We start from the raw sequence: 223 nt of genomic DNA on the forward strand, positions 1-223 counted from the left end.
CTGTCGATGACTCTTATGTTGAGTTGGTTTTTTCCTTTTGTTGCTTCTGCTGCCGATATCTTCGATCTCCAAAAAAGTGGTGACGTTGAGCTTATCGCTTGGGTAGGGGAAAAGCCAAAGTCAGGCGATAAGATAACGCCGACTAAAGTGAGCGTTAATGAGCAGGTAATTCTGAATATTGAGGTGGCGACGCCGCGTTGGTTAACGGGAGGGACTCGAATCT

General features: G+C 46.6%; 1 pseudogene. It reads left to right on the forward strand.

Going from position 1 to position 223, the window contains the following annotated elements:
- Positions 1-223, forward strand: a pseudogene (locus AB4512_RS23650) (hypothetical protein); the annotation flags it as partial.

Origin of the sequence: Vibrio sp. 10N.222.52.B7, from assembly GCF_041474275.1 — a bacterium.
GTDB lineage: Bacteria > Pseudomonadota > Gammaproteobacteria > Enterobacterales > Vibrionaceae > Vibrio > Vibrio crassostreae_C.